Origin of the sequence: Streptomyces sp. NBC_00597, assembly GCF_041431095.1 — a bacterium.
Classification (GTDB): domain Bacteria; phylum Actinomycetota; class Actinomycetes; order Streptomycetales; family Streptomycetaceae; genus Streptomyces.
In genome coordinates, this window is record NZ_CP107757.1 from 4025550 (window position 1) to 4048202 (window position 22653).

The window sequence follows — 22653 nt, forward strand, 5'->3', positions numbered from 1 at the left end:
CGGGGCGTCCTGCGGGCCGCGCCGGGACGGGGTCAGAGCCGGCCGATGTCCGTCTTGCGCATCCGCGGGGCGCGGCGGGGCGGGGCGTGGCCCGCGAGGAGGACCAGGCGGGCCGCGCGGTGGCGCTGGCCCGCGTACGGGGCGAGCAGTTCCAGCATCTCGGCGTCGTCGGCGTCCCGGTTCCCGGCGAGGGCGTAGCCGATGATGCCGGGCAGGTGCAGGTCGCCGGTGGTGACGGCGTCGGGGGCGCCGTTGCTGCGCTGGAGGGTTTCGGCGGAGGTCCAGGGGCCGATGCCGGGAACGGCCTCCAGCCGGGCGGCGGCCTGCGGGAGCTCCATCGCGGCGGCCTCCTCCAGTCGGTTCGCCACGCGCGCGCAGCGGACGATCGTGGCCGAGCGCTTGATGTCGACGCCGGCCTTGTGCCAGTCCCAGGACGGGATCAGCGCCCAGGTCCGGGCGTCGGGCACGACGTACAGGCCCGGCGGGCCGTTCTCGGGGCCGGGCGCGGGCTCCCCGTGCCAGGACACCAGCCTGCGCCAGGCGCGGTAGGCCTCGTCGGCGGTGACCTTCTGCTCCAGGACGGTCGGGATCAGGGACTCCAGGACCAGCCCGGTGCGGGTCAGCCGAAGGCCGGGGCGGCGGCGGTGGCTCGCGTGCACCAGGCGGTGACGGGGGACGAAGGCGGCGGGGTCGTCGCCGGAGCCGAGGAGGGCGGGCAGGCCGTCGAGCATCCACTCGGCGCCGGGGCCCCACGCTTCGGCGACGGCGGTCCCCGTGCCGGGGCGGAGGGCCACGCGGAGGGTGGCCGGGCCCTCGGGGGTGCGGCTGGTCCGCCACACGGAGCCGTCGGGGGTGGTGCGGAACGTGGGGTCGCCGGGGCCGCGTCGGAGCGGGCCGAGCGTGAGCCCGAGGTCGAGACCCCCCTCGGCCGTCCACTCCCGGGCCCGGGCGCCAGAGCCGGGGCCGACACCGGCACCGGGCTGTCGGGCCGGGCTGCCTGCGGGCACGGCGGTGCGGCCGCCGCGGACGGTGGTGCGGGTGAGGGGGTCGTAACGGCCGGCCATGCCATCGAGCGTAGCCCTGTGGGGCAGCCGCCCTGCCCTCCCCTCCCCTCCCTCCCTTGCCCGTTCCCCGGCTCCGCCCGGAGACGCAGGGTGCGGCTCCGCTGCCGGGGCCGGCCCCGGAGCTCCCCCGGCTACCGCGGGGGGGTTCCCAGCGCCTCGAACGCCGGTGGGCCCGGTCCTTCGTCAGGGGCGGCCCTGGAGTTTGGCAGAGGTGGTGCGGGTCGGGGGGAGTTGGCCGTAGAGCAGTTTGCCCGGGCACTCCGTCGCGAAGCCGTCCCGGTGCCCCGAGATCACGTTCAGCTTCACGTTCGTGCCCTTGGCGAACAGGTTCCCCCCGCCCGACTTCAGGGTGGTCTTCGCCCGCGGGTCCCTGTTGAACAGCCCCAGCTTCCACGCGGTGAGCTGGGCCACCGCCTTCACCGCGGCCGCGGGCGGGGCGGTGGTCGTGTAGGTGCCGATCACCGCGATGCCCATGCTGTCCGTGTTGAACCCCATGGTGTGTGCGCCGAGCACCGCCTTGGCGACTCCGCCCGCCCGGCCCTCGTACACCGTGCCGCACTTGTCGACGGCGAAGTTGTAGCCGATGTCGCGCCAGCCGCTGCTGACCACGTGATAGCGGTACAGGCTGCGCAGCACCGCCGGGGCGTCCTTGCAGGCGTAGTTGTTGCCGGAGGCGCTGTGGTGGACGAAGGCCGCCTTGACCGTGCTCGTGTAGACGAAGCCCGCTTCGCGCAGGGATTCATCGGCGCCCCAGCCCAGCCGTGTGACGATCCGCGGCCGCGGGCCGATGTAGGGGCGGGCGGCCGCGCTGAGGGAGCCTTCGCTGGCGAGGACCGCGTCGGCGGTGGAGTCCGCCTTGTTGAGTGCGCCGATCTCCTTCGCCCCGAGCGCGGCCAGCGGGACGTTGGCGGAGGAGGATTCAGCCGCCTCCATGGTCAGGCCCGGCAGGGCCACGACGTCGCCCTTGTCGTCGCCTTCCGGTTCGTCGCCCGTGCCCGATGCGCCGTTCTTGGCGTCGGCGACCGTGACCGGGTCGGTCGCGCCCGGGTCGACGAGTTCGATCCGCATGCCCGAGGGGAGCCCGGTCGCGGCGCGGGTGGCCGGGGCGCCGGGTTCCGCCTGGACCCGGACCTCGACGCCGTCGGAGTCGCCGACCCACAGGGGGGCGGTGCTGCCCCGGACCCGCCCGGAGCCGCTTTCGGTGGTGCCGAGGTCGGGGGCGTGTTCGCTGTTGCGGGTCTCGATGTCCTGCCAGGACGACCAGGTCCCGGTCCGTACCGCGCGGGTGCGGACCTGGACCCGGCCGAACAGCTGGGTGCTCGCGTCGTCCCAGACGACGCCGACCAGCGAGAACCTCTTGACCTCGCGCTGCGGTAGGCCCTGGGTCTCGGGCAGCCGCGGCGAGGTGCTCATGCCGGGGACGCCGGGGGACCTGTCGGCCGCGGGTCCCAGTGGGGCGAGCGGCAGCGACTGGGTGGACCCGGCTGGGGTCACGGGGGCGGCCGCGCCCAGGGCAGGCGCGGCCGCGGCCGGAGTGGAGAGCGCGAGCGGCAGGGCCAGGGCGGCAGCCGTCGCGACACCGATCGAGGAAGCAAGGAATCCACGCATGAAAGCGATGCTGAGCACAGTCACCGCCGAGCGCCATCGGAAAACTGACGGCCCGTCCGATCCGGTCCGCGCGTCGCCTCGCCCGTACGGAGGAGCCGGCGCCCCCGTACGGACGAGGGCCCCGCGTAGGCTGGGGCGGGTGAACGCCACTGACCGCACCCCTGCCGACCTGCTGCGATCCGCGCTCGCCGCCGATCCGGGCCGCCCGCTCGTCACCTTCTACGACGACGCCACCGGCGAACGCGTCGAATTGTCCGTCGCGACCTTCGCCAATTGGGTGGCCAAGACCGCCAACCTCCTCCAGGGCGATCTGGGTGCCGAGCCCGGCGACCGGCTGGCGCTGCTGCTGCCCGCGCACTGGCAGAGCGCCGTGTGGCTGCTCGCCTGCGACTCGGTCGGGGTCGTGGCCTCGGTGGGCGGGCACCCGGGCGACGCCGATCTCGTCGTCAGCGGGCCGGACTCGCTGGAGCGGGCCCTGGAGTGCGACGGGGAGCGCGTGGCTCTCGCGCTGCGGCCGCTGGGCGGACGGTTCCCACAGGCGCCGGCCGGGTTCGCGGACTACGCGGTCGAGGTGCCGGGGCAGGGCGACCGGTTCGTACCCTTCGTCCCGGTGGAGGCCGAAGGGCCCGCGCTGATCGTCGGCGGCGAGGAGTTCTCGCACGTGGCCCTCGTGGCGCGCGCCCGCGAGGACGCGGCGAAGCTCGGCCTCGGCGAGGGGTCGCGCCTGCTGACCGGGCTGGGGTACGACACCTGGGAGGGGCTGTCCGCCGGGCTGTACGCCGCCCTGGCCGCGGGCGCCTCGGTGGTGCTGTGCCGGAACCTGGACCAGCTGTCTGCGCAGGCGCTGGCGCAGCGGACCGAGAGCGAGCGCGTCACCCACACCGCCGCCTGAGCCCAGGGCTGGACGCTGCCGCCCGCTCCGTCCCGTCTCGCCGCGGGGCGATTTGTCACCCGCACGGGTCTAGACAGGGCCCTGCCCCCATGCCACCCCGCCGGGTCCGGGGCACGATCGACAGAGGTCGTGCTTCCACCCGTACGGCCCGCAGGGTCACCGACGCAGCGGACGCAGCTCCGATGCGGTGAGGGGACGGAGCGCGAGTGAGGGACAGTGCAGGCATACCGGGCGGCACCGACGCGGCCGGAGGTTCCCCGGATCCTCCGCGCAGCCGCCGGCGCCGCCTGCTGCGCTGGATCGCGCTCGGCCTGGCCCTGCTCGTCCTGTGCGGGGCGGCCGTCGGCTGGTGGCTCTACCGCAAACTCGACGGGAACATCACGGAGGACACCTCCGCGGCAGCCGAGCTGGAGCGCTACGAGCGGGAGCGCCCCACGCACTCCGTGGGCGGTTCGCAGAACATCCTGCTGATCGGCTCGGACTCGCGCTCCGGCAAGGAGAACGCCCGGTACGGGCAGGACCGGGGCACCGAGCGCTCGGACACCGCGATCCTGCTGCACCTGCCCGCGGACCGCAGGAGCGCGACCGCGGTGTCGATACCCCGGGATCTGATGACGCTGATACCGGCCTGCCTGACGGAGGACGGGCGGCGGACCGCGGAGCGGCTCGCTCAGTTCAATTGGGCGTACCAGTGGGGCGGGGCCGCCTGCACGATCCGTACGGTGGAGAAGTTCACCGGAATTCGGATCGATCACCACATGGTGGTGGATTTCGGCGGGTTCAAGAAGATGGTCGACGCGGTCGGCGGGGTGGAGATCTGCCTCAAGCAGCCGATGAAGGACCCCGAGGCGAAGCTGAAGCTGCCGGCCGGCCGGCAGACCCTGCACGGGGAGCAGGCCCTCGGCTTCGTCCGGGCCCGCTACAGCCTGGGCAACGGGAGCGACACCGAACGGATGGAGCGCCAGCAGCAGTTCCTGGGTTCGCTGGTCAGGAAGGTGCAGAGCAACGGGGTGCTGCTGAACCCGGCCCGGCTGTACCCGCTGCTGGACGCGGCCACTTCGTCGGTGACCACGGACCCGGGGCTGGCCTCGCTGCGCGACCTGTACGAACTGGTCAGGGGCATCCGGGACATACCGACCGATCAGGTCAAGTTCCTCACGGTGCCGCGTCGCCCGTACGCCGCCGACCCGAACCGGGACGAACTCGTGCAGCCGGACGCAGCCCAACTGTTCGAGCAGCTGCGGACGGACCGTCTCGTGGCGGTGGCCCCGCCGACGGCCGAAACCGAACAGGCCCCGCGGACGGCCCGCGCGGCCGAGGGCGGCGCCTCCACGGCCCCGCAGGGAACCGGATCCACCTCGACGCCCGTCCCCACCTTCACGGGGACCACGGCGGACACGGCCGATTGCCGGTAAAGCAATCCCAAAAGGCGGTGCCCGAACTGAAGGGCTTGGGCGGTTTGCCCTGTTATAAGGGGAGTGGAATTTGTCACCACCATGGTTTGCAGCTGACCAGGGCGGATAAGGTGAGCGATCCGGTGCCCCGGCCAGAAAAGAGGCCGTGCACCAGCAGCCGGATCGTTGACCGGGCGTCTTGGGGGAGGCGCGTCGCGAGGCACCGACGGAGGATTCGAGCAACCGTGGATGCGCAAAGCCGTGGGCGGGCAGACGAGATCGACCCCGCAGACCAGTGGGTGCTCAATCCCCGCACCGGCAACTACGAACTGCGACTGGACCGTTCCGCTGCGCAGCAGCAGCCCTCCGTCGCCGCACCCCGCAGACCGTCCTCGGCCCGCCGCGGAGCCCCCGGCGCCCCCGCGTCCCCCAAGGCCCCGTCACCAGCGGTCCCCGGGCCGCGGCGCGGCGAGGGTCCGCCCGGGCGGCGCGGCGGGCGTCCACGCAAGGGCGGCGGAGGCGGCGGCCGGCGCAAGAAGGCCCTGGTCATCACCGGCGGCACCCTCGCCTTCCTGCTGGTCGGCGGCTCGGTGGGCGCGTACCTCTACTACGACCACCTGAACAGCAACCTCAAGGTCACCGACGTCGGCGACGCGGGCACGGGCGGGTTCAAGAAGGACCAGCCCATCAACATCCTGGTCATCGGCACCGACAAGCGCAGCGGCGCGGGCAACGAGGGCTACGGGGACGCGGAGAGCGTCGGCCACGCCGACACCACGATCCTCTTCCACGTCTCCAAGGACCGCAGCAACGCGACCGCGCTGTCCATCCCGCGCGACCTGATCACCAACATCCCGGCCTGCCCGACGAAGCAGCCCGACGGTTCGACGAAGACCATCCCCGGCGAGAAGGGGACCCGGTTCAACATCAGCCTCGGCCAGGAGGGCCGCGACCCGGGCTGCACGATGCGCACGGTCAAGGAGCTCACCGGGATCACGGTCGACCACTTCATGATGGTCGACTTCAACGCGGTGAAGGTGCTGAGCACGGCGGTCGGCGGCGTCCCGGTCTGCCTCGCGAAGCCCGTGGACGACAAGGACTCCAAGCTGAAGCTGGACGCCGGCGAGCACCGGCTGCAGGGCGAGCAGGCCCTGGCCTTCGTACGGACCCGGCACTCGTTCGGCAACCACGGCGACCTCGACCGGATCAAGACCCAGCAGCAGTTCCTGGGTTCGATGATGCGCGAGATGAAGTCGAAGGAGACACTGACCAGTCCGAAGAAGTTCTTCTCCCTCGCGGAGGCGGCCACCAAGTCGCTGAACGTGGACTCGGGCATAGGCTCCATCGACAAACTCACCAATCTGGCCGGTGAGTTGAAGGACATGAACCTGAAGAACATCACCTTCACCACGCTCCCGGTGCTCGACAACCCGGCCGAGCCCGAGGGCCAGAAGGCGACCGTCGTCATCGAGCACGGGTCGGCCGATCCGCTGCTGAAGATGATCCAGGGGGACGTCTCCCTGACGGAGGTCGAGAAGAAGGAGCAGGCGGCGAAGGACGCGGCGGACGCGGACGCCAAGAGCAAGGCGGACGCCCTGCTCCAGGGCAACCGCGCGCCGGCCGGCGACGTACGGGTGGACGTCTACAACGGCGGCGGCCCCGGCGGCTCCGCGTCCACCACCCTGACCTGGCTGCAGAACAGCAAGGGCGTGAACAAGGCCAGCAACCGGGGCAACGCGCCCGCCAAGGTCGACACGACCCAGCTGGAGTACGCGCCCAACCAGGCCGACCAGGCCCGGGCGCTGGCCGACATGATGGGGCTGCCGGCCACGGCACTGAAGATGGGCTCGGCGGACGCCGCGCCCAAGACCCCGATGAAGCTGACGCTCGGCGCCGACTTCAAGGGGGCGGGGATCTCGCTGACGGCGCCGCAGAAGGCGCCGGATGACCTTCAGCGGGTCGAGGCCGACAAGGCGGTCTGCGCCAAGTAGGCCCGGTATGACGGAGCAGGACCGAGCAGTGCGAGCAGGCCGGACGGCCCGGTGGGCCGGGGCGGTGCGGCCGACGGCCGGCTCGTGCCGGTGAGACCGGCGCACCACGACACCAAGTGATCTTGAGGGGGACGTGTGAGGCACAGCAGCGTGCGGGGGGAGGGGGCGCCCACCCAGCCCGGCGGTGACATATCCGGCGGCGGATCCGGCGCGTCCGGCGCGGTCCCTCCACCACGGAACGGGTCCGGCAGCGGTGGCGACGGCGGCTCGAAGCGGAGCGGTCGGCGGCGGGTGCTGCGTTGGGTGTCCTCCGTCCTGTCGTTCCTCATACTCGCGACGGCGGCGGGCGGCTACCTCTACTACCGCCACCTCAACGGCAGCATCAAGACGGACGTGCTGAACCTCGGCGAGAACAAGCTGGGCGGTTCCAAGCCCAACGCCTTCGGCCAGACCCCGCTGAACATCCTCCTCATCGGCTCCGACGCCCGTGACGACGCGGCCAACCAGGCCCTCGGCGGGGCCAAGGACACCTTCGGCGGGCCGCCCCTCGCGGACGTGCAGATGCTGCTGCACCTGTCGGCGGACCGCAGCAACATGTCGGTCGTGTCGATGCCGCGCGACACGATGCTGATGATGCCGAAGTGCACCGAGCCCGGCGGCAAGGTCCACCAGGCCAGCAAGGGCCTCGTACAGACCAACGAGTCCCTGAGCCGGGGCGGACCGGGCTGCACGGTCGCCGCCTGGCAGGAGCTCACGCACATCCCGATCGACCACTTCATGATGATCGACTTCAAGGGCGTGGTGACGATGGCGGACGCCATCGGCGGCGTCCCGGTCTGCGTCCAGCAGAACGTGGAGTCGCGCACCAAGGAGGGCAAGGGCTCCGGCCTGAAGCTGCCCAAGGGCGAGAACGTCATCCAGGGCGAGCAGGCCCTGCAGTGGCTGCGCACGCGCTACGGCTTCGAGGACGGCACCGACCTCGGCCGCACCCACGCCCAGCACATGTACATGAACTCGATGGCCCGCGAGTTCCGCAAGAACGCCAAGCTGAGCAACCCCGTGAAGCTCAACAGCCTGGCGCAGGCGGCCATCAAGGCCATGGTCGTCGACCCCGGCCTGGACAAGATCGACAAGCTGTACGACCTCAGCGTGGAGCTCAAGAAGGTCCCCACCGGGCGGATCACGATGACCACCATGCCGTGGGTGTACAGCACCCGCGAGGAGGGCCGGGTCGAGCCCAAGCCGGGCGAGGCCGAGGACGTGTTCCGGATGGTCCGCGAGGACATCGCGCTCGACGGCAAGGGGTCCGGCAACCCGGCCGCCACCCCCTCGGGGCCGGCCGCCTCCGGCACCCCCGCCCCGTCCCAGCCGGCCGCCGACCCGGCCGCTCCCCCGGCGAAGATCCCGGTCACCGTGCGCAACGCGACCGGCGGCAAGGACGGCGCCCAGACCCGGGTCAAGGGCCGGGCCGACGAGGTGGCCGCCATCTTGACCGGCAAGGGCTTCACCAAGGCCTCGGCCACCACGCAGACCGCGGGCGAGGACACCACCGTGGTCCGCTTCTCCAGCTCGGACCAGGCGGGTGACGCGACGGCCGTGGCCACCGCGCTCGGCCTGCCGGCGAGCTCCGTGGAGAAGACCGACGACGTCACCGGGATCGTCCTGTTCGTCGGCAAGGACTGGCGGACCGGCAACGCGCCGACCCCGCCGCCGCCGGCCCCGACCAAGGCCCCCGACTCGGCCCGCCCGCTCAACGGCGACGACGACAAGGAGTGCATGGCGATCCAGCCGGGCTTCACCTGGTAGGACCCGTGCACGACCTCCGCGCGAAGCACGCGAAGGGGCCCGTGGCGCTGTCGGACCGACAGCGCCACGGGCCCCTTCGCGTGCAGGTCGCCCGCTCAGACCTCGCTGGCGAGGTCGCGGCGCACCGCCGGGCGGCGGCTCGCGATGACCTTGGCCGCGAGCGAGCGCGGGCTGGTCAGGAAGCCGAAGCCCCAGGACATGTGCATGGTGGCCATGGCCACCGGGATCTGCGCCCGCGCCTTGAGGGACAGGCCCTTGCCGGCCGGGACCGAGCCGACGGTGATCGCCGCGAGGTAGCCGGCCGGGACCACGAAGCCCCAAGGGCTGACGACCGAACCGACCACCACGCCCGCCGCGATCGCGCACAGGGCGGTCGGCGAGGCGAGGTAGCGCAGGTTGATCGAGCCCGAGTGGTAGCGGGCCACCACGTGCCGCCAGCGGCCGTAGTCCTTGTACTGCTTGGCGAGCGCCCGTACGGAGGGCCGCGGACGGTACTGGACCTTCAGCTCGGGCGAGAACCAGATGAGCCCGCCGGCCTCGCGGATGCGGAAGTTCAGCTCCCAGTCCTGGGCGCGGATGAACTCCTCGTTGTATCCGCCCGCCTGCTCAAGCGCCTCGCGGCGGAAGACACCCAAGTAGACCGTGTCGGCCGGGCCGGCCTTGCCTCCGGTGTGGAAGGCCGCGTTGCCGACGCCGAGCCGGGAGGTCATGGCCGCCGCGACGGCGTCCTCCCAGGCGTTCTCGCCCTCGGCGTGCATGATGCCGCCGACGTTCTGCGCACCGGTCTCCTCCAGGAGGCGGACCGCGGTGGCGATGTAGTTCGGCGAGAGCATGCCGTGGCCGTCGACGCGTACCACGATCGGGTGACGCGAGGCCTTGATGGCGGCGTTGAGTGCGGCCGGGGTGCGGCCGGAGGGGTTCGGAACGGTGACGACGCGGGGGTCCTCGCGTACGAGCTCGGCGGCGATCTCGTCGGTGCGGTCCATGGACGGCCCCAGCGCGATCACCACCTCCATCTCACCGGCGTACTCCTGTCCGAGGATGTGACGGACGGAGTCACGCAGATGGCGCTCCTCGTTGAGCACCGGCATGATCACCGAGACTGCGGGCTGCTGGGCGGGCATGTGGTCCTTCAAGGTCGGGTATCGGTGTCACGTTACCGCGTACGAGGGAAACGGGTGCGCGCCGCATGATCGATAGGGACAGAGGCTGATCGTATGGGCCTACTGTTCTGACGATCTGCCTGATGTGTCTGGTTCGTTCCTGTCGGCCCCACTGCCCCCGCGGAGGTGTCCCCCGTGCCCCAGCCGCACCGTCCCACCCGACCCGCCCGGCCCCCGCAGCCGCAGCGCGCGCGGCGGGGCGGTGGTCCGGCCCGGCGCCGGGGGGACCGACCCCAGTGGGGGGTGCGGCTGGCGGCCGGGCTGGCGGTGGCGGTGCTGGGCTCCGGGGCGATCGGTCACGCGGTGATGACCGGCCTGGACACCGGGATCGAGCGCGTGGACCCCTTCAGGGACATGAAGAACCGGCCGCAGGCGGGGCACGGGCTGAACTTCCTTCTGGTCGGCACCGACGGCCGCGACAAGATCACCTCCGAGGACAAGCGGGACTACCGCCTCGGCGGCGCCCCCTGCCACTGCACCGACACCGTCATGCTCGTCCACCTCTCCGCCGACCGGGAACGGGCCAGCGTGGTCAGCCTGCCCCGCGACAGCTACGCCGAGCTGCCCGCGCACCGCGACGAGTCCAGCGGCAACCAGCACGGGCCGCACCCCGTGAAGCTGAACGCGGCGTACGCGGAAGGCGGACCACAGTTGACCGTGCGGACCGTCGAGAACATGACCCGGGTGAAGATCGACCACTACCTGGAGGTCGACTTCACCAGCTTCATGAAGACGGTCGACGCGATGGGCGGCGTGGAGATCTGCACCGCCAAGGCCCTGCACGACCGCAACACCGGCCTGGACCTGCTGCCGGGCACCCACCGGCTCAGCGGCGGCCAGGCCCTCCAGTACGTGCGCTCGCGCCATGTCGACGGGGCCGCGGACCTCGGTCGGATGCAGCGCCAGCAGCGGTTCGTCGCGGCCCTGATCAAGCAGGCGACCGGCGGCGGGGTGCTGCTGAACCCCGTCAAGTTCAAGGAGGTCAGTTCCACGCTGCTGGGCTCGGTCCGGGCCGACCGGGGCTTCGGCTCGGAGCAGATGCTGGCCCTGGGCCAGGCCCTGCGCGATTTCACCCCGTCCTCCTCCGAGTTCGCCTCGGTGCCGATCGGGGACACCTCGTACCCCGTCAAGGGCATCGGCTCGACGGTGAAGTGGGACGGGCCGAAGGCCGAGCAGCTCTTCGAGGCGCTGCGCCAGGACCGGCCGCTGGCCCCCGCCGCGCCGGGGCAGCCCGCGCGCCGGCCGCAGCGGCAGCCCGCGGTCCCGGTGGACGTACCGCCGCAGCGGATCCGGGTGCGGGTGGAGAACGGCACCCGGATCGACGGGCTCGGCGGGCGGGTGGACTCGGCGCTGCGCGCCACCGGTTTCGACACCACCCGGGCCCCGGGCAACGGCGCGAGCCGCGACGTCAAGCGCACGGTGATCGCGTACGACCCGCGCTGGGACCGCTCCGCCCGTACGGTGTCGACCGCGCTGCCCGGCAGCGAACTGCGGGCGGTACCGGGCCAGGGGCGGACCGTGCTCGTGATCGCCGGCGCGGACTACCGCAAGGTGGTGCCGGTCCGGCCCGAGGACCCGCAACAGGGCCAGTTCGGGGTGGTCACCGGCGACCAGGTGATCTGCGCCGGGTGACCTGCGCGCCGCGACCTGCCGGGGCCGCGGTCAGTCGTCGTCGAACCCCTGGGCCGCGCGCTCCTCGCGCAGCGCCATGATCGCCCGGCGCCGGGCGAGCCGGTGGGTACGGCGGATCTGGGCCTCCTGGTTGCGGCGCCGGTCCTGGTCGGTCTCGGGGAGCACCGGCGGGACCGTGCGGGGCTTACCTTCGGCGTCGACGGCGGTGAAGACGAGGTAGGCGCTGCCGACCTGGGTGGCGGGGGTCGACTCGTTCCACCGCTCGGCCAGGACCCGTACGCCGATCTCCATGGAGGAGCGGCCGGTCCAGTTGCACTGGGCCTTGACGTGGACCAGGTCGCCCACGCGGACCGGTGCGAGGAAGGCCATCTCGTCCATGGACGCGGTGACCGCGGGGCCGCCCGAGTGCCGCCCGGCGACGGCGCCGGCCGCGTCGTCGACCAACTTCATGATCACGCCGCCGTGCACCGTGCCGAGGAGGTTGGTGTCATTGGCCGTCATGATGTGGCTGAGGGTGGTCCGCGAGGCCGAGATCGGCTTTCCCCGCAGGTCGCCGGCGGTAGCGTCCGGTATCTCTGTCATACGGCCACCTTAAAGCCGACACACAGGCATCAGGTGTGCAACAGCACCGGAACGAAGCGACGCCCGGACTGTCGGGCACCGTATCCGGCCAGGCATCCTAGGCGGCATGAGTGAGTGGCCCGAAGGGCGCAACGACAACGGCGACGACCTGTACGGACGCGGCAGCGCACGGGCGCAGCCGGAGGGTGCCCGGCGGATGCCGCACGTCCAGCGCCGGCAGCAGCGGCCGGTGCCGCCGCAGCAGCAACCGCAGCGACCGGCGCAGCCGCCGGCCCGGCCCGGGCAGCCGCCCGTGCACGGGGTACCGCCGCAGCAGGCCCCGAGCCACGACACGTACGGCGGGTACGACAGCGGCTACAACACCGGCCAGGTCTACGGACGGCCCCAGAGCAGCCCGGCCGGTCCGGGTGGCCCCGGCGACCCCGGGGGCCCGGGGGGTCCCGGCGGGCCGGGGCAGCCGCCGTCGGCGCGGCCGGGCCGCCCGGCCGGACCGGCTCCGGACTGGCGCAAGCGGATCAAGATCGGCTCCATCGTGCTCGTCACGGCGCTGCTGGCGACGACCATCGGCACGTACTTCTGGGCCGACTCCAAGGTGCGCCGCGAGGTCGACCTCGCCAAGGTCATCGAGCGCCCCAAGGAGGGCGACTGCACGACGTACCTGATCGTGGGCTCCGACAGCCGCGAGGGCATGTCCGACGAGGAGAAGAAGAAGCTCCACACGGGCTCGGCCGAGGGCAAGCGCACCGACTCGATGATGATCTTGGCGGCCTGCTCCAGCGGGAACACGATGATCTCGCTGCCGCGCGACTCGGACGTGGAGGTCCCGTCCTTCGTCGGCTCCGAGACCGGGAAGAAGTTCGCCGCCACGGGCAAGCACACCAAGCTGAACGCGACCTACGCGGACGACGGCCCCGAACTGCTGGTGCGCACCGTGGAGTACAACACGGGCCTGCGCATCGACCACTACGCGGAGATCGGCTTCGCCGGCTTCGCGAACATCGTGGACGCCCTCGGCGGTGTCGACATGAACATCGAGAAGGGCTTCAAGGACGAGAAGTCGGGCGCCGACTTCAAGGCCGGCGAGCAGACGCTCAACGGAAGTCAGGCGCTGGCCTTCGTCCGGACCCGGTACGCGTTCGCCGAGTCGGACCTGGCGCGCACGAAGAACCAGCAGAAGTTCCTGGCGACGCTGGCCAACCAGGCGGCCACGCCGGGCACGATCCTCAACCCGTTCAAGCTGTACCCGGTGCTGGGCGCGGGCCTGGACACGCTGATCGTGGACAAGGACATGTCCCTGTGGGACATGGGCGACATGTTCTTCGCCATGAAGGGCATCAGCGGCGGCGAGGGCGTGTCGATGAACATCCCGATCTCGGGTGAGCGCGGCGGCAACCTGCTCTGGGACAAGCCGAAGGTGCAGCAGCTCGTGAAGCAGATCCAGAACGACGAGAAGGTCACCGTCACCGGCAACCGGTGATCCGGCCCGGAGCCCGGAGCTCGTAGCCCGTAGTACGTAGTACGTAGTACGTAGTACGTAGTACGAGGATGCCGCCGGCCCCGTGGCCGGCGGCATCCTCGTACGGTGTCAGCGGTCGGAGGAGAAGCGGACCGCGGCGGAGGGCAGTTCGGCCCCGCACCACACCCGCGCGCCGGCGCGCAGTTCGTTGTCTGGGCCGACGACGGAGCCGTCACCGAGGACCGCGCCGTCGAGCACGGTCCGGCTGCCCACCGAGGCGCCGACGCCGATCAGGCTGGCGCGCACCTGGGTGTCCGGGCCGATGACCGCGTCGTCGAGCACGATGGAGCCGTCGATGACCGCGCCCGCACCGATCCGGGCTCCGGCGCCCACGACGGTGCCTCCGGAGAGCTTGGCTCCGGCCGCCACCTCGGCGCCCGGGAGCACCAGGGACTCGCCGCGCGGGCCCGGGACGGCCGGGGAGGACACGACTCCGCGGACGAGGTCGGCGGAGGCCTGGACGAAGGATTCGGGCTTGCCGAGGTCCAGCCAGTACGTGTTCTCGGTGACGCCGTGGAGCTTGGCCCCGGAGGCGAGCAGGCCGGGGAAGGTCTCGCGTTCGACGGAGACGGGGCGCCCGGCCGGGATCGAGTCGATCACGCTGCGGCGGAAGACGTAGCAGCCGGCGTTGATCTGGTCGGTGATGATCTCTTCGGGGGTCTGCGGCTTCTCGGTGAAGGCCAGCACCCGCCCCTCGGAGTCGGTGGGGACCAGGCCGAAGGCGCGCGGGTCGTCCACCCGCACCAGGTGCAGGGAGACGTCGGCTGCGGCCGCCTGGTGGGAGTCGACGAGGCCGGCGATGTCCAGGCCCGTGAGGATGTCGCCGTTGAAGACGAGGACGGAGGAGTCCGGTCCGCCGGTCAGCCGCCGGGCGGCGTTGCGGATGGCTCCGCCGGTGCCGAGCGGTTCGTCCTCTACGACGTACTCAAGGGAGACGCCGAAGGCGGAGCCGTCGCCGAAGTACGGCTCGAAGACCTCGGCGAGGTAGCAGGTGGCCATCACGATGTGCGTGACACCGGCGGCAGCAGCCCTGGCTATCTGGTGGGCGAGGAACGGAACACCGGCCGCGCGCACCATCGGCTTGGGGGTGTTGACCGTGACGGGGCGCAGTCGCGTCCCCTGCCCCCCGACCAGCAGGATGGCTTCCAAAATTGTTTCCCCCACCCGGTTCGGGAGTCCGAAGTCCAAAGTTAGCCCATCCGGGAGGCGGCACAGGCCGGAGGCGGCTCGATAGTGCTGCCGCCTCCGGCCGACGGGACCGCTACGGCAGGTTGCGCGCCATGACGATGCGCTGGACCTGGTTGGTGCCCTCGTAGATCTGGGTGATCTTCGCGTCGCGCATCATGCGCTCGACGGGGTAGTCACGGGTGTAGCCGTAGCCGCCGAGCAGCTGGACGGCGTCCGTGGTGACCTCCATGGCGATGTCGGATGCGAAGCACTTGGCCGCGGCGCCGAGGTACGTCAGGTCGGCGTCACCGCGCTCGGAGGCGGCGGCGGCCTGGTAGGTCAGCGCGCGGGCGGCCGAGACCTTCATGGCCATGTCCGCGAGCATGAACTGCACGCCCTGGAAGTCGCCGATCGGCTTGCCGAACTGCTTGCGCTCCTGGACGTAGCCCTTGGCGTAGTCCAGGGCGCCCTGCGCGATGCCGAGCGCCTGGGCGGCGATGGTGATGCGGGTGTGGTCGAGGGTCTTCATCGCGGTGGCGAAGCCGGTGCCCTCGGCGCCGATCATGCGGTCCGCGGGGATCCGCACGTTGTCGAGGTAGACCTCGCGGGTCGGCGAGCCCTTGATGCCGAGCTTCTTCTCCGGGGCGCCGAAGGAGACGCCCTCGTCGCCCTTCTCGACGACGAAGGCGCTGATGCCCTTCGAGCGCTTCTCCGGGTCGGTGACGGCCATGACCGTGTAGTACTCGGAGACGCCCGCGTTGGTGATCCAGCGCTTGACGCCGTTGAGGACCCAGAAGTCCCCGTCGCGCACGGCGCGGGTCTTCATGCCGGCGGCGTCCGAGCCCGCGTCGGGCTCGGAGAGGCAGTACGAGAACATGCCGTCGCCCTTGGCCAGCGGGCCGAGGTACTTCTTCTTGAGGTCCTCGGAGCCGGAGAGGATCACCGGGAGCGAGCCGAGCTTGTTCACGGCCGGGATCAGGGAGGAGGAGGCGCAGACGCGGGCCACCTCCTCGATCACGATCACGGTGGCGAGGGCGTCGGCGCCGGCGCCGCCGTAGGTCTCGGGGACGTGGACGGCGTGCAGGTCGTTGGCGACGAGCGCGTCGTGGGCCTCCTGCGGGAAGCGGGCCTCCTCGTCGACCGCGGCGGCGAACGGCAGGATCTTCGCCTCGGCGAGCGAGCGGACGGACTCTCGGAGCATGTCGTGCTCCTCGGCCGGGCGGTACAGGTCGAAGTCGGCAGAACCCGCCAAGACTCTCACTCCCCAAGTGTGCTGCGTGATGCTAACTACCGTTAAGTAACCCAAATCTTAGTGCTCGGCCGCCCAGCAGCGATATGTACGCAGTACGTGAGCTGCGTGACAGCCGTGTCTCCTGGGGAACGTCCCCCCGGACCGGCCCGACTATGCTCAGTGGCCGCAAACGGCCCCGCACCTCTGGAGCACCCAATGGCCCCCCTCAGGATCACTGTGATCGGCACCGGCTACCTCGGCGCCACGCACGCCGCGGCAATGGCGGAGCTGGGCTTCGAGGTGCTCGGGCTGGACGTGGTCCCGGAGAAGATCGAGATGCTGGCCGCGGGCCGGGTCCCGATGTACGAGCCCGGGCTGGAGGAACTCCTCGCCGCGCACGTCGCGGGCCTGCCCGGCTCCACCGGGCGGCTGCGCTTCACGCAGTCCTGGGAGGAGGTCGGCGCCTTCGGCGACGTCCACTTCGTCTGCGTGAACACCCCCCAGAAGCACGGCGAGTACGCCTGCGACATGTCGTACGTCGACTCCGCGATGGAGTCGCTGGCTCCGCACCTGACCCGGCCGGTCCTGGTCGTCGGCAAGTCCACCGTGCCGGTGGGCTCCGCCGAACGCCTCGCCGCGAAGCTGGCGGAGCTGTCGCCGGCCGGCGCGGACGTGGAGCTGGCGTGGAACCCGGAGTTCCTGCGGGAGGGCTTCGCCGTGCAGGACACCCTGCACCCCGACCGGATCGTGATCGGCGTCCAGGGCGACCGCGGCGAGAAGCTGCTGCGCGAGGTGTACGCGACGCCGATGGCGGAGGGCACCCCGCTGGTGGTGACCGACTTCCCGACGGCCGAGCTCGTCAAGACCGCCGCCAACTCCTTCCTCGCCACGAAGATCTCCTTCATCAACGCGATGGCGGAGGTCTGCGAGGCCGCCGGCGGCGACGTGGTCAAGCTGGCCGAGGCCATCGGGCACGACGAGCGGATCGGCTCGAAGTTCCTGCGCGCCGGGATCGGCTTCGGCGGCGGCTGCCTGCCCAAGGACATCCGGGCCTTCATGGCGCGCGCCGGCGAGCTGGGCGCGGACCAGGCGCTGACCTTCCTGCGCGAGGTCGACTCCATCAACATGCGCCGGCGCGGGCACATGGTCGAGCTCGCCCGCGAGGCCGTCGGCGGCTCCTTCCTCGGCAAGCGGGTCGCGGTGCTCGGCGCCACCTTCAAGCCGGACTCCGACGACGTCCGCGACTCCCCCGCGCTGAACGTAGCCGGACAGATCCACCTCCAGGGCGGCCAGGTCACCGTCTACGACCCGAAGGGCATGGACAACGCCCGCCGCGTCTTCCCGACGCTCGGCTACGCGGACTCCGCTCTGGAGGCGGCCCGCGGCGCGGAGGTCGTCCTGCACCTCACCGAATGGCGCGAGTTCCGCGACCTCGACCCGGTGGAGCTGGGCGCGGTCGTCACCGACCGCCTGATCCTGGACGGCCGCAACGCCCTCGACACCGACCGCTGGCGCTCGGCCGGCTGGACGTACCGGGCGATGGGCCGCCCCCGGGCCTGAGCCGCGCCACGGCCCGGGCCGTGGCTCCCGGCTCCCGGCTCCCGGCTCCCGGCTCCCGGCTCCCGGCTCCCGGCTCCCGGCTCCCGGCTCCCGGCTCCCGGCTCCCGGCTCCCGGCTACGGGCTACACCGGTCTGCGGTGCTGGGCGGCGCGCGCCGTGAATTCCGCGTCGCGCAGCACCCGCTGGGCGTTCTCCCAGGTCAGCAGAGCCAGGTCGGTCTCCGTCCAGCCGCGCTCCAGCAGTTCCGCGATCAGCCGCGGATAGCCCGAGGGGTCCGTCAGACCCATCGGACGGGGAACGCCCGGTTCGGTGCCGAAGGTGGCGCCGAGGCCGACGCACTGCGGACCCGCCACGGTCCGTACGTGTTCCACGTGGTCGGCCACGGCGTGCAGCGAGTCCCCGGTCTGCTCCGCGTCGAAGGTGACCATCGCCAGGCCGTTCGACGCCCGCAGTGCCAGCAGCACGTCATCGGTCAGGTTCCCCGGATGCTGGTTCAGTGCCGCCGCCGCGGTGTGCGAGACGATGACCGGCGCCTTGGAGGCCCCGGCGAGCTGGCAGGCCACCTCCGGCGTGCAGCCGGTCAGGTCCACGAGCATCGCCAGCCGGTTCATCTCCTTGACCACCTCGTGGCCGAAGGGCGTCAGCTCTTCCCGGGCCCAGGGCGCCCCCGCGGGCGCGAGGATCCGTACGCCCAGTGCGTGGAACGCGCGCAGCGCACCCAGCGAGTCGGTCAGCGTACGGCCGGGAACGGGACCCAGGAACGAGGCGATCCGGCCCCGGTTGCGGGCGTCGGCCATGTCGTCCGCCGTCAGCGCGAGGGACAGGCTGTCGGGGTAGCGGTGGATCAGGGTCAGCGCCACGTCGATCTGTTCGAGGGTGTCGGACACCACCTGGTCCGCGGCCGCGGCCTCCTGCGGCAGCAGCAGCGACCAGAACTGGGCGCCGACCCCGCCGGCGCGCAGCCGCGGGATGTCGGTGTCGACACCGCTGTCCGGGGTGTCGATGTCGTGGTACGGACTCTGGCGCAGGGTCCAGACCAGGGTGTTGTGCCCGTCGGCGACGGGATGCACGGACAACAGCGCGACGGCCCGTTCCAGGGCGCTGCCCGCCACCGCGGCGGGCGCGTCCTCGGCTCCGGCGGAGCCGGGCCCCACGGGGATCATGGCCGCGGTGCCCGCGGTGTGGGCGGTGGGCGCCGTGGGCGCGGGGAAAGCGGCGTGCGGTTCATCCTGCAGGTCGGCCATGGCGTTCGGCTCCGGTCTCGGCGGCAGCAGGGAGAGGTGCTGCCACCGTGACACGCCGCACGGCCCGATCGCCCGGCGGATGTGGCGTTCGGGTTACCCCGCGGGTCACCCCGCCCACCGCATCCGCCGGGAAGGCCCCACCGGCTACAGCACCGCGTTGGACGGGCCGCGGGACGCCGAGAGCTCGCGCGCCACCGCTTCCGCGTCGCGCAGCGCCCGTACCGCGTTGGACCAGGTCAGCTTGGCCAGGTCGGCGCGCGACCAGCCGCGCGCGAGCAGCTCCGCGATCAGGTTCGGGTAGCCCGCCACGTCGTCCAGCCCGGCCGGGGTGAAGGCCGTGCCGTCGTAGTCCCCGCCGATGCCGATGTGGTCGACGCCGGCCACCTCGCGCATGTGGTCCAGGTGGTCGGCGACCGTGGCGGCCGTGGCCACCGGGCGCGGGCGCTCGGCCTCGAAGGCCCGGTGCAGGGCCATCGCCCCGGGCGTGGTGTCGAGGTGGTGGAAGCCGTGTGCGCGCAGGTTCTCGTCCGCCGCCCGGGTCCACTCGACCGCCGCCGGGAGGATGAACTTCGGTACGAACGTGGCCATGGCGACGCCGCCGTTGGCCGGCAGCAGCGCCAGCACGTCGTCCGGGATGTTGCGCGGGTGGTCGCAGATCGCCAGCGAGGACGAGTGCGAGAAGATCACCGGCGCGGCCGAGACGGCGAGCGCGTCCCGCATCGTCGTCGCGGCGACGTGCGAGAGGTCGACGAGCATGCCGATGCGGTTCATCTCGCGCACGACCTCGCGGCCGAAGTCGCTCAGGCCGCCGTGCCGGGGCTCGTCGGTCGCCGAGTCCGCCCAGTCGATCGTGTCGTTGTGCGTGAGCGTCATGTACCGCACGCCCAGCCGGTGCAGGGCGCGCAGCGTGGCGAGCGAGTTGTTGATGGAGTGGCCGCCCTCGGCGCCCATCAGCGAGGCGATCCGGCCGTCGGCGCGGGCCGCCTCCATGTCCTGCGCCGTCAGCGCCCGTACCAGGTCCGCCGGGTAACGGTCGATCAGCTGGGCGACGGCGTCGATCTGCTCCAGGGTGGCGCTGACCGCGGTGTCGCCCGCGTAGTCGGAGCGGACGTACACCGACCAGAACTGGGCGCCGACCCCGCCGGCGCGCAGCCGGGGGATGTCGGTGTGCAGCCGGCCGCTCTGGTCGGCCGCGATGTCACGCTGCGCCAAGTCGTAGCGGACCTGCTCGCGCAGCGCCCACGGCAGGTCGTTGTGCCCGTCGACGACCGGGTGCTCGGCGAGCAGCTCCCGCGCCTCGCCGAGGCGCTGCGCGGCGCTCACTTGCCGAACCCGAAGGACTCGGCGCCCGCGACCTTCGCCCGCAGCCGCTTGCCCTTCTCCGTGGCCTGGTCGTTCAGCTCCTGCTGGAAGTCCTTCATGCGGCCGAGCAGCTCGGGGTCGTGGGCGGCCAGCATCCGTACGGCCAGCAGCCCCGCGTTGCGCGCTCCGGCGACGGAAACGGTGGCGACGGGAACCCCTGCGGGCATCTGGACGATCGACAGCAGGGAGTCCATGCCGTCGAGGTACTTCAGCGGCACCGGGACGCCGATGACCGGCAGCGGGGTCACCGAGGCGAGCATGCCGGGAAGGTGGGCGGCGCCGCCGGCCCCGGCGATGATCGCCTTGAGACCGCGCTCGGCGGCCCGCTCCCCGTACGCGACCATCTCGCGCGGCATCCGGTGCGCGGACACCACGTCGACCTCGTAGGGGATCTCGAACTCGTCGAGGGCCTGGGCGGCGGCCTCCATGACGGGCCAGTCGGAGTCCGAGCCCATGACGATGCCGATGACGGGCCCTGCGGTGGAGGTGCTCATGCGGTGATCGTTCCCCTGAGGTAGCCGGCTGCGTGGCGTGCGCGTTCCAGCACATCGTCCAGGTCGTCGCCGTAGGTGTTGACGTGGCCGACCTTGCGGCCGTGTTTCACGTCCTTGCCGTACATGTGGATCTTGAGCTGCGGGTCGTGGGCCATGCAGTGCAGGTATGCCGCGTACATGTCGGGGTAGTCCCCGCCGAGCACGTTCGCCATGACCGTCCAGCGGGCCCGGGGGCGCGGGTCGCCCAGGGGGAGGTCCAGGACCGCGCGGACGTGGTTGGCGAACTGGGACGTGATCGCGCCGTCCTGGGTCCAGTGGCCGCTGTTGTGCGGGCGCATCGCCAGCTCGTTGACGAGGATCCGGCCGTCGGCGGTCTCGAACAGCTCCACGGCCAGGTGGCCGGTCACGCCGAGCTCCTTGGCGATGCGCAGGGCGAGCGCCTGGGCCTCGCCCGCCAGCTCCTCGGACAGGTCCGGGGCGGGGGCGATCACCGTGTCGCACACGCCGTCTACCTGGATGGACTCGACGACGGGGTAGGCCACGGCCTGGCCGTGCGGGGAGCGGACGATGTTGGCCGCGAGCTCGCGGACGAAGTCGACCTTCTCCTCCGCCAGGACCGGGACGCCCGCCTTGAACGGGGCCTCCGCGTCCTCGGGGATCCGGACGAACCACACGCCCTTGCCGTCGTAGCCGCCGCGGACGGTCTTGAGGATGATCGGGAAGCCGCCCACCTCGTCCGCGAACGCCGCCGCGTCCGCCGGATCGCTCACGATCCGGTGGCGGGGACTCGGGGCGCCGATCGCGTCGAGCTTCGCGCGCATCACCCCCTTGTCGGCGGCGTGCATCAACGCGTCGGGCCCCGGGCGGACGGGAACGCCGTCCGCTTCCAGGGCCCGCAGGTGCTCGATGGGCACGTGCTCGTGGTCGAAAGTGATCACATCGCAGCCGCGCGCGAAGGCGCGCAACGTCTCCAGATCGCGATAGTCGCCGATGACGACATCGCTCACGACCTGGGCCGCCGAGTCCTGTGGGGTGTCACTGAGGAGCTTGAATCTGATGCCGAGGGGGATACCCGCCTCGTGGGTCATGCGGGCGAGCTGTCCGCCGCCGACCATGCCGACTACCGGGAACGTCACCCCTCCAGAGTATCCGCCGGTATTCCGCCATCCGGACGTGGCCCTGGCACGTTTTGGTCGACTCGCCCCGTCGGGACCTCACCGTGTGCCGTGCGTCGCACGGTGTGAGAAGGCACAGACGGGCCCCTGGGACGACACTTAGCATGGGTGGGTTGACCGAAGGCGGCAGACGCCTCCACGGACGCCCCCGAGCGGGGCTGCGACGACAGGACTGATCCATCACATGAGCAGGCCGCAGCAGGTTTCCGCGCTCGAACGCGTACGCGGCCTCGCCCGCGAGGTCGCCAAGTTCGGGGCCGTCGGCGGCGTGGGCGTGCTCGTCAACCTGGGCGTCTTCAACCTGATCCGCCACACCACGGACCTCCAGGTCGTCCGGGCGAGCGTCATAGCCACCGTGGTGGCCATCATCACCAACTACATCGGCTTCCGGTACTTCACCTACCGGGACCGCGCCCGCTCCGGCAACTCCCGCGAGCTGCTGCTGTTCGTGGCCTTCAGCGTGATCGGTCTGGTGATCGAGAACGGCGTGCTGTACACCGCCACGTACGGGTTCGGCTGGGACGGCCCGGTCGCCAGCAACGTGTTCAAGTTCATCGGCATCGCCACGGCCACCGTGTTCCGCTTCTGGTCGTACCGGACCTGGGTCTTCAAGGCCCTGCCGGAACCGGCGACGGCCGCGGAACCGGCCCCGGCCCCGGCCTCCGTGGTCGGCTCGACGCCTGGTGGGGCCGGGACCGGCCCGAGCGCCGCCCGCGCCCCCGAGCCCGCCGGCAAGTAGCCCGCCGGCTAGTAACCCCACGGCGGCCCGGGC

At 71.9% G+C, this 22653-nt stretch carries 18 protein-coding genes; 8 read left to right on the forward strand and 10 right to left on the reverse strand.

Annotated features, from left to right (window positions below; translation table 11 throughout):
- Positions 1-32 precede the first annotated feature (32 nt).
- Together OG974_RS17945 and OG974_RS17950 are read right to left on the reverse strand one after the other, a co-directional pair.
- Positions 33-1064 (reverse strand): DNA-3-methyladenine glycosylase 2 family protein, encoded by a 1032-nt coding sequence (locus OG974_RS17945; protein WP_327283708.1) that lies wholly within the window; start codon positions 1062-1064, stop codon positions 33-35.
- 183 nt (positions 1065-1247) lie between these two features.
- On the reverse strand, positions 1248-2672 hold the full coding sequence (locus tag OG974_RS17950) for a peptidoglycan recognition protein (RefSeq protein WP_327283709.1): 1425 nt from the start codon (positions 2670-2672) through the stop codon (positions 1248-1250).
- 139 nt (positions 2673-2811) lie between these two features.
- On the opposite strand from OG974_RS17950, the gene OG974_RS17955 reads away from it, so the two are divergent.
- The 4 genes from OG974_RS17955 to OG974_RS17970 all read left to right on the forward strand — a co-directional run bounded on the left by OG974_RS17955 (position 2812) and on the right by OG974_RS17970 (position 8755).
- Positions 2812-3564, forward strand: coding sequence for a TIGR03089 family protein (locus OG974_RS17955; RefSeq protein WP_328762956.1), 753 nt, complete (start codon positions 2812-2814; stop codon positions 3562-3564).
- A 206-nt stretch (positions 3565-3770) separates the two neighbouring features.
- A complete protein-coding gene (locus OG974_RS17960; RefSeq protein WP_371643723.1) occupies positions 3771-4979 on the forward strand; it encodes an LCP family protein in 1209 nt (402 codons plus the stop codon).
- Between the two features lie 224 nt (positions 4980-5203).
- Entirely contained in the window at positions 5204-6949 is a 1746-nt protein-coding gene (locus tag OG974_RS17965) for an LCP family protein (RefSeq protein ID WP_327283712.1), read from the forward strand.
- A gap of 150 nt (positions 6950-7099) precedes the next feature.
- Positions 7100-8755, forward strand: a complete 1656-nt coding sequence (locus OG974_RS17970; protein WP_371646846.1) for an LCP family protein — start codon at positions 7100-7102, stop codon at positions 8753-8755.
- Positions 8756-8850: 95 nt separating this feature from the next.
- On the opposite strand, the gene OG974_RS17975 is transcribed toward OG974_RS17970, so the two are convergent.
- Entirely contained in the window at positions 8851-9879 is a 1029-nt protein-coding gene (locus OG974_RS17975) for a glycosyltransferase family 2 protein (RefSeq protein ID WP_371643724.1), read from the reverse strand.
- Between the two features lie 282 nt (positions 9880-10161).
- Between OG974_RS17975 and OG974_RS17980 the strand changes: the two genes are divergently transcribed.
- Complete coding sequence (locus tag OG974_RS17980; protein ID WP_327285666.1) at positions 10162-11550, forward strand: LCP family protein; 1389 nt, start codon at positions 10162-10164, stop codon at positions 11548-11550.
- A 30-nt stretch (positions 11551-11580) separates the two neighbouring features.
- Here OG974_RS17980 and OG974_RS17985 read toward each other — a convergent pair whose 3' ends face one another.
- Positions 11581-12132, reverse strand: coding sequence for an acyl-CoA thioesterase (locus OG974_RS17985; RefSeq protein ID WP_327283715.1), 552 nt, complete (start codon positions 12130-12132; stop codon positions 11581-11583).
- A 106-nt stretch (positions 12133-12238) separates the two neighbouring features.
- Between OG974_RS17985 and OG974_RS17990 the strand changes: the two genes are divergently transcribed.
- Entirely contained in the window at positions 12239-13609 is a 1371-nt protein-coding gene (locus tag OG974_RS17990) for an LCP family protein (RefSeq protein ID WP_329313671.1), read from the forward strand.
- 108 nt (positions 13610-13717) lie between these two features.
- On the opposite strand, the gene OG974_RS17995 is transcribed toward OG974_RS17990, so the two are convergent.
- Together OG974_RS17995 and OG974_RS18000 are read right to left on the reverse strand one after the other, a co-directional pair.
- A complete protein-coding gene (locus OG974_RS17995; RefSeq protein WP_329316378.1) occupies positions 13718-14800 on the reverse strand; it encodes an NDP-sugar synthase in 1083 nt (360 codons plus the stop codon).
- A 109-nt stretch (positions 14801-14909) separates the two neighbouring features.
- A complete protein-coding gene (locus OG974_RS18000) occupies positions 14910-16067 on the reverse strand; it encodes an acyl-CoA dehydrogenase family protein (protein WP_054222331.1) in 1158 nt (385 codons plus the stop codon).
- Between the two features lie 195 nt (positions 16068-16262).
- Here OG974_RS18000 and OG974_RS18005 point away from each other — a divergent pair, with 195 nt between their 5' ends.
- Positions 16263-17606, forward strand: a complete 1344-nt coding sequence (locus OG974_RS18005) for a UDP-glucose/GDP-mannose dehydrogenase family protein (RefSeq protein ID WP_327283717.1) — start codon at positions 16263-16265, stop codon at positions 17604-17606.
- Positions 17607-17728: 122 nt separating this feature from the next.
- On the opposite strand, the gene OG974_RS18010 is transcribed toward OG974_RS18005, so the two are convergent.
- From OG974_RS18010 to OG974_RS18025, 4 genes are all read right to left on the reverse strand, one after another.
- Complete coding sequence (locus tag OG974_RS18010) at positions 17729-18850, reverse strand: dipeptidase (protein WP_327283718.1); 1122 nt, start codon at positions 18848-18850, stop codon at positions 17729-17731.
- 144 nt (positions 18851-18994) lie between these two features.
- Positions 18995-20173 (reverse strand): dipeptidase, encoded by a 1179-nt coding sequence (locus OG974_RS18015; protein ID WP_327283719.1) that lies wholly within the window; start codon positions 20171-20173, stop codon positions 18995-18997.
- On the reverse strand, positions 20170-20706 hold the full coding sequence (gene purE, locus OG974_RS18020) for a 5-(carboxyamino)imidazole ribonucleotide mutase (protein WP_327283720.1): 537 nt from the start codon (positions 20704-20706) through the stop codon (positions 20170-20172). Before purE ends, OG974_RS18015 begins: the two co-directional genes overlap by 4 nt.
- Positions 20703-21842, reverse strand: coding sequence for a 5-(carboxyamino)imidazole ribonucleotide synthase (locus OG974_RS18025; protein ID WP_327283721.1), 1140 nt, complete (start codon positions 21840-21842; stop codon positions 20703-20705). Before OG974_RS18025 ends, purE begins: the two co-directional genes overlap by 4 nt.
- A 223-nt stretch (positions 21843-22065) precedes the next feature.
- On the opposite strand from OG974_RS18025, the gene OG974_RS18030 reads away from it, so the two are divergent.
- Complete coding sequence (locus OG974_RS18030; RefSeq protein WP_327283722.1) at positions 22066-22620, forward strand: GtrA family protein; 555 nt, start codon at positions 22066-22068, stop codon at positions 22618-22620.
- Positions 22621-22653: the final 33 nt, after the last annotated feature.

Excerpts from the sequence above, each read along its gene's own strand:
- OG974_RS17950 (WP_327283709.1), bottom strand. The coding sequence starts at position 2,672 with ATGCGTGGATTCCTTGCTTCCTCGATCGGTGTCGCGACGGCTGCCGCC.
- OG974_RS18030 (WP_327283722.1), top strand. The coding sequence starts at position 22,066 with ATGAGCAGGCCGCAGCAGGTTTCCGCGCTCGAACGCGTACGCGGCCTC.
- OG974_RS18010 (WP_327283718.1), bottom strand. The coding sequence starts at position 18,850 with ATGGCCGACCTGCAGGATGAACCGCACGCCGCTTTCCCCGCGCCCACG.
- OG974_RS17990 (WP_329313671.1), top strand. The coding sequence starts at position 12,239 with ATGAGTGAGTGGCCCGAAGGGCGCAACGACAACGGCGACGACCTGTAC.
- OG974_RS17985 (WP_327283715.1), bottom strand. The coding sequence starts at position 12,132 with ATGACAGAGATACCGGACGCTACCGCCGGCGACCTGCGGGGAAAGCCG.
- OG974_RS17945 (WP_327283708.1), bottom strand. The coding sequence starts at position 1,064 with ATGGCCGGCCGTTACGACCCCCTCACCCGCACCACCGTCCGCGGCGGC.
- purE (WP_327283720.1), bottom strand. The coding sequence starts at position 20,706 with ATGAGCACCTCCACCGCAGGGCCCGTCATCGGCATCGTCATGGGCTCG.
- OG974_RS17975 (WP_371643724.1), bottom strand. The coding sequence starts at position 9,879 with ATGCCCGCCCAGCAGCCCGCAGTCTCGGTGATCATGCCGGTGCTCAAC.
- OG974_RS18005 (WP_327283717.1), top strand. The coding sequence starts at position 16,263 with ATGGCCCCCCTCAGGATCACTGTGATCGGCACCGGCTACCTCGGCGCC.